This is a genomic window from Sphingobium limneticum, assembly GCF_008710155.1.
In the GTDB taxonomy this organism is placed as follows: domain Bacteria; phylum Pseudomonadota; class Alphaproteobacteria; order Sphingomonadales; family Sphingomonadaceae; genus Sphingobium; species Sphingobium limneticum.
Window position 1 is genome coordinate 24,230 of the sequence record NZ_VYPZ01000037.1, and the last position, 6,269, is coordinate 30,498.

The 6,269-nt window shown below is 62.3% G+C and carries 7 protein-coding genes; 2 read left to right on the top strand and 5 right to left on the bottom strand.

All coding sequences use genetic code 11. From position 1 onward, the window contains the following. Positions 1-13: 13 nt before the first annotated feature. The 3 genes from F4U94_RS22015 to F4U94_RS22025 form a co-directional block, all read right to left on the bottom strand. Positions 14-661: a TMEM175 family protein gene (locus tag F4U94_RS22015; protein ID WP_120252786.1), complete on the bottom strand. Its 648-nt coding sequence runs from the start codon at positions 659-661 to the stop codon at positions 14-16. 6 nt (positions 662-667) lie between these two features. Further along, a complete protein-coding gene (locus tag F4U94_RS22020) occupies positions 668-1,498 on the bottom strand; it encodes an aldo/keto reductase (protein WP_172598864.1) in 831 nt (276 codons plus the stop codon). 75 nt (positions 1,499-1,573) lie between these two features. Further along, positions 1,574-2,152, bottom strand: a complete 579-nt coding sequence (locus F4U94_RS22025; protein WP_234781428.1) for a TetR/AcrR family transcriptional regulator — start codon at positions 2,150-2,152, stop codon at positions 1,574-1,576. A gap of 138 nt (positions 2,153-2,290) precedes the next feature. Here F4U94_RS22025 and F4U94_RS22030 point away from each other — a divergent pair, with 138 nt between their 5' ends. Together F4U94_RS22030 and F4U94_RS22035 are read left to right on the top strand one after the other, a co-directional pair. Then, positions 2,291-3,280, top strand: a complete 990-nt coding sequence (locus tag F4U94_RS22030; protein ID WP_009823890.1) for a zinc-dependent alcohol dehydrogenase family protein — start codon at positions 2,291-2,293, stop codon at positions 3,278-3,280. Between the two features lie 205 nt (positions 3,281-3,485). After that, the gene (locus F4U94_RS22035; protein ID WP_047820964.1) at positions 3,486-3,776 is read left to right on the top strand and encodes a metal/formaldehyde-sensitive transcriptional repressor; all 291 of its coding nucleotides are present in this window, start codon (positions 3,486-3,488) and stop codon (positions 3,774-3,776) included. Positions 3,777-3,831: 55 nt separating this feature from the next. Here F4U94_RS22035 and F4U94_RS22040 read toward each other — a convergent pair. Beyond that, positions 3,832-4,793, bottom strand: a protein-coding gene (locus tag F4U94_RS22040; RefSeq protein ID WP_120253505.1) for an IS630 family transposase whose coding sequence is annotated in 2 segments (ribosomal slippage) — positions 3,832-4,442 and positions 4,442-4,793 — 963 coding nt in all. Because the reading frame shifts where the segments join, the coding sequence is not laid out codon by codon here. Between the two features lie 65 nt (positions 4,794-4,858). Further along, positions 4,859-5,839 carry a GlxA family transcriptional regulator gene (locus F4U94_RS22045; RefSeq protein WP_120252783.1) on the bottom strand — a complete coding sequence of 327 codons (981 nt, stop codon included), beginning with the start codon at positions 5,837-5,839 and terminating at the stop codon, positions 4,859-4,861. Positions 5,840-6,269 lie beyond the last annotated feature (430 nt).

Here is a 6,269-nt window from a genome sequence, read left to right on the forward strand (position 1 = left end):
TCTATAGCCGGTCTCAACCATTCTCCGGTTCTTGGCCTGGCTTGTAGCTGGGCTTTGCTGGCGGAACGATGTAGGTCAAGGTCAGGATCCCCGCGGCGATCAGTCCAACACGCCAATCCCAGAATGCCAAGCCGAATGCCGCCCAATAGGCAGCGGCGGTTAGGCCATATTTGATGGTAAGACGGCGAAGATAAGCGTCGGTCAGCCTTCGATCGGGAAGACCTCTGGCGGTGGCGTACACCCACCGTAGAAACCACCAGGTCGCCGGTGTCGCTGCTACGCCCAGATACCATAAAGTGGCGGTGGCGCTCTCCGCATCTCCGCCGAGGTGTTCGACCAACGGGCGGGCGGGAAATGGAGTGATGCTGACGGCAGCCAGAAAGCCGATGCTCAGCAGGTTGTAGCCGTGATCGGTCTTCTCCAGCAGCTTGCCGCTGAAATGGCTGTGCGCCCAGTAGAGGCTGATGAGGATCACGCTGAGGACGTAGGTGCCGTACTCCGGCGCCAGCTTCAGATACGCCGCTGCGAGATCGCCCTCTTCAGGCTTCGGTGCATGCAGCTCCACCGCAGGAAGGGTGATCGCGATCGCAAGCACCGCGTCCATGAACGCCTCGAGGCGATCCGATTTGCGTTCGGTTGCTTTGAGAGAGGATGTCACCATCTGACGCTACAGCATTTCGAGCGGGCGACGGCCCGCTGGCCGGGGGAATGCCGCATCGAGCGTCGCAAGGTCGGCGTCGGAGAGCACGATATCCGCGGCCGCGCGGTTCTCCCGCACGTGTGCGATCGAACTCGCTTTCGGGATGGCGATGACGCCATCGTGCCGCAACGTCCAGGAGAGTGCCACTTGGGCAGGGGTTGCACCGACCTCGGCTGCGATCTTTTCGAGGGCGGGATGGCTTGAAAGTCGTCCCTGCTCGACTGGACTATACGCCATAACCGGTATGTTATGCTCGGCGAGCCACGGCAGCAGGTCCAATTCGGGGCCTCGACGGACGAGATTGTAGAGGATCTGATCGGTCACGCAGCCATCTCCGCCGGCAGCGACAAGCTCGTCCATATCGTCGGTATCGAGGTTGCTGACACCCCAATGCCGAATCTTCCCTGCCGATTTCAGCGCCTTCATTGCCTCCACGGTCTCAGCGAGCGGCACCGATCCCCGCCAGTGGAGCAGGTAGAGGTCGAGCCGATCGGTGCCGAGCCGCTTCAGGCTCGCCTCGCACGCACCGGTAAGGCGGGAGCGCGATGCGTTCTGTGGATACGCCTTGCTGACGAGGAACAACTCGTCGCGACGGTCGCCGAGCGCTTCGCAGATCAGCACTTCCGCCGCACCGTCGCCGTACATTTCCGCTGTATCGACGAGCGTCATACCCAGTTCGACACTGGCGCGCAGCGCGGCGATCTCATCGGATCGCCGCTCGGCACGCTCACCCATCTTCCAGGTGCCTTGACCCATCGAAGGAACCACTTCCCCGCCGGGCAATGTCACGTGTTTCATGTGCTTTTGTCCTATGAGATGAGTTCGACTGTTCGGTGGCGGGAGGCGGATTGGCAGATGACCACCATGTAGCGATCATATCGCGGCCGGCCATCGATCGAGTGCCATTTTGGCGATGGAGAGCAGTTCGTTGATCGTAGCGCCGTCGCGCGCCTGAACGGACATGCCTTCCATGACCGTATTGATGAATTTGCCTAGCACGGCCGGATCGGAGTTGGCCGCAAGCTCGCCCTGCGCGGCGCCGCGTTGCAGACGCTCGATCAGGAGGGCCTCCGCCGCGATACGCTTGTCGCGCAGCAGGCATTCGATGGCGGCGGACGCCGGCGAAACGGCTGCCGCTGCTGAATACATGAAGCAGCCGGCCGGCGTTCCGGGTTCCGAGAATGATGACGCCGCCCGTTCCAGCAGGCCTTTGACGGCCTCGTAGGTGGACAACGCCGGATCGTTGATGGGTGCATAGAGGTGGACGCTGAACGTCGCGGCGTAGCGCTCGATCACCGCCGCAAACAGCCCCGCCTTGTTGTCAAACGCTGCATAGAGACTGGCGGCGGCGACGCCAGTCTCCGCCACCAGATCGGCCATCGATGTCGCCTCGTAGCCGCGCTGCCAGAACAGCCGCACCGCCTTGTCGAGCGCAGCGTCAGTGTCGAACACACGAGGGCGACCTGCGCGGCGACGGGCTTTCGTCTCTGTCATCTCTGATGCACGATATGGAACGATCGATAAATAATATCTTGAAACGGGTGGTCCGCTCCCTTACAGAACGATCATTAAATAATCAAGGAGTCTCCAATGAGCCGCATCGTCCGTATCCACGAATATGGCGACGCCAGCGTCCTCAGGATTGAAGATGTGGCAGTCCCCGCTCCCGCGGCCGACGAAGTGCAGATCGCGGTGAAGGCGATAGGCATAAACCGCGCCGAGGTGATGTTCCGCAACCATGCCTACCTTCAGGAAGCCGAGTTCCCGAGCCGCCTTGGCTATGAGGCTGCCGGCACTGTCGTTACGGTCGGCGCCGACGTTACCGGGTTTGCGGAAGGCGAAGCCGTCAGCGTCATCCCCCCGCTCGATATCGCGCGTTGGGGCACCTATGGCGAGGTCGCCAACGTGCCCGCCCGCCTCGTCGTCAAGCATCCGGCGGCGCTGTCGTTCGAGGAAGCGGCGGCCGTGTGGATGCAGTATGTCACCGCCTGGGGTGCACTGGTGGAGCAGGCGAAACTCGGCGAGGGCGATTTCGTCATCGTCACAGCTGCCTCCAGCAGCGTCGGCCTTGCGGCCTTCCAGATTGCGCGGATGGTCGGCGCGACGGTAATCGCGACGACGCGTACCGGCGCCAAGCGCCAGGCCCTGATCGATGCCGGTGCGCATCATGTCGTCGCGACCGGGGAAGAGGACCTGGTAGCGAGGGTGATGGAGATAACCGATGGTCAGGGTGCGCGCGTGGTGCTCGATCCGGTCGGAGGCCCGTCGTTCGAGCCGCTGACCGAGAGCATGGCACGCGGCGGCATCCTGCTCGAATATGGCGCGCTCAGCGGCGAACCGACGCCGTTCCCGTTGTTCTCCGTGCTGGGCAAGAGCCTCACGCTCAAGGGGTATCTCTACAGCGAGATCGTCTCGGACGATGCCGCCCTCGATCGCGCCAAGGCGTTCATCGTGGCGGGTCTGGAATCGGGCGCGCTCAAGCCGCGGATCGCGCGCACTTTCCCGCTCGACGCCATCCAGGACGCTCACCGCTTCCTCGAATCGAACGACCAGATCGGCAAGGTCGTCGTTACGGTCTGACCGGCATACCGGGGGGGGGGGGGGGCGATCACTCCCCCCTTCCCCAACGGAGGATCGGACCCTCGGCGCCCATGCCAGGGCTGCTCGTGGCGCAGGCTTGAGAGCATGACCGGAACCTCGCCCGATTGGAAAAACGCCCGGCTCCGTGCAGGATTGAAACTCCCCCCCTGTATAGTATGCTTCAGCGATTTCTCGGGAAAACGCGATGCCACATTCATCAGAGGACAAGAAGCGAGCCATCACACGCTTGCGGCGTATCAAGGGTCAGGCGGACGCTCTGGAACGCGCGATCGAAGCGGGGGCCGATTGCGCTCCCCTGCTGCAGCAAATTGTCGCCATGCGTGGTGCGACAAATGGACTGATGGCAGAAGTGATGCAGAGTCATCTCAGGGAAACATTCGGTGCGGGCGCAAATCGGGCCGTCGGAGGCGCAGGTGGCGATCACGATGACGGCGTGGAGGGCGTAATGAAGATTCTGCGTACTTATCTTAAATGACAATTTCAGGCTCATTTTCTTGCCCGTGTCCTCCCGCACTTAGAGCCGTGCCCGGTCACGTAGCGACGGCCAAGTCGGTATCGTAGCCGGCGGCAGCAAGGGAGTTGCGGCACTCATCTGCCGTGAAGCGAGCCAAAGCCTGCCGGATGGCGTGCCACAGATCAGGGACGGTGCGGGCCGCCGCTGTCCGGAGCAGAGCCTTCAGCTTGGCGAAGATCTGCTCGATGGGATTGAAGTCCGGGCTGTAGGGCGGGAGGTAGAGCAGCCTCGCCCCGGCGTCCTCGATGGTCTCACGCACACCTGCCACCTTGTGGGCCTGCAGGTTGTCGAGGATGACGGTGTCACCGGGCTTGAGCGCGGGCACAAGCGTGTCGGCGACGTAGGCCCGGAAGCGTGCGCCGTTGGTGGCGCCGTCGAACAGGGAAGTGGCGCACAGGCCATCCCTGCGCAGGGCGGCAGTGATCGTGGTGGTCTTGTAGTGCCCGTGCGGGACAGCCAGCCGGCAGCGCTCGCCTCGCGGAGCCCGACCGTAGCGGCATGCCATGTTGGTGGCCGCGGCAGTCTCGTCGAGGAAAACCAGCCTGTCGGGATCGAGGCCGTCCTGGTTCTCGAACCAAGCCTCGCGGGCTGCCCTTACGTCCTCGCGCGCCTGCTCGGCGGCGTGGATCGCCCCTTTTTACGGGTGATGCCACGCCGGGCGAAGAAGCGGGATAGGCTGCTCGTGCTGGTCTGCAGGCCGCGCTCGGTCAAAGCGTCACGCAGCTCGCGCAGAAAGATCGCCGGCCGCGCCTCGTAGATCGTCAGGATCAGGTCGGCCTGCGCCTCGATCCGGTGCGAGGCATGATCGCCGCCCGACGGCTTGGGCGCAAGCTGTCCCTCCTGGCGAAACCGATCCGACCAGCGGCTGGCGCTGGAAACGCTGACCCCAAACCGGGCTGCAGCCTGATGACAGGACGCGACCGCGGCTACGGCCGACACGACACGCTCGCGTAAATCGACGGACAAAGGTGAAGGCATCGCCATCCTCCTTCACCCCTCAACGTCCCGACCCTCCAGCCGTCCCAAACCGCTCGGGCACGGCTCTAATCCTGCACTCCTAAATGGTTCGTCCGGCGAATTTCTGAGGCGGTGCGGCCAGTCTTACGACGTAGCAGAGTGCGGAGAGTGGCTGCATTATCATAGCCGGTGCGGGCTGCGATCTCATCCATTCCCAATTTGGTCGTCCTCAGGAGATAAGCCGCTCGTTCAACGCGCAGGCTCTGGAAATAAGACAATGGAGAGCGGCCCAGCACCATATTGATTCTGCGGGACAGAGTTCGTTCACTTGTCCCGACAAAGGCCGCGGCCTGCTCCAAGGAAAAGCCCGTATCGAGGTTTTCACGCGCCCACTTCTCGAAGAGCATCACCAGGTGGTCGGCGTGGCGCAAATGATCCGGGATGGCATAGGTGGCTTGAGGCGAGCGAGGATCGAGCATTAGGTAGCGAGCGACGGTGTCGGCCAGTTCGGGGCTCCGCTGACGAACGAACCAGAGCGCCAAATCGAAATGTGCAAGCACCGCGCCTGCGGTAACGACCCTGTCGTTACCCACCAGCGCACGGCTGTCATCGAGTGCAACGCTGGGATACCGGGCTCTAAAGAAAGGTGCGAGCCACCAACTGGTGGCGGCCTCTTGTTTGTCTAACAATCCCGTCTCGGCGAGGACGAATGTCCCCGTACAAGCAGCAGCGATAGTCGCACCATTTGCCTGCCAGGTTCGCAATAGTTCGACAGCTCGCTTTACATCGGGATGAGCAAGGGCGTCGGCAATGCCTTCCTCCGTCTTCGCTCCCAATGCCGGCACGAAGACAAAGCCGGGAGTCGGGAGGGCGTCGGCCCGAACCGTAGGGATTGCGAGGCCGTGCGCTGTATGTGTTGCGCGACGAATGCTGGAAACCGACGAGTTCAAACTTTCACGCAAGGCGGGGGGCGCCAAGTCGCGCGCCGTCGCTAAGGTGTCCTGAAACGCCGCAAGCCCAGTATCGAACACCCCATCAAGCGCTAAAATTGTCGTAGCTGTGCTCATGGCGAGAATGGTATCAGGTTTGTCAATTCTGCCAAGCGCTAACGCTCCGCTGCGATGATAGTCTAGCGACGCGGCCGACGATGGCGCGATCAAATAGGGAAGAAAATGAGGACCATTAAAGTGTTCCTGCTCACGGCGGCCCTCGTTGTCGCCACCGGCGCGACAAGCGCAATGGCGGATACGACAGGCAGCTCGAAGTCAACCCAACCACACCCAAAGATGGAGACGATGAAGATGACACATATGGGCTTATTCGTGCGGCTCGACGCCAAGCCTGGCAAAGAAGCGGCTTTGGAAAAGTTTCTGAAGCGCCCCGGGTTTTCAGGAGGCAGTTTTCATTGGGCTATGCAGCCATATCGAGGTTCTCGAGGGCTGCATAGTAATTGTCTTCGGCCTCAGCGGGCGGGATGTGCCCGATAGGGCCGAAGAG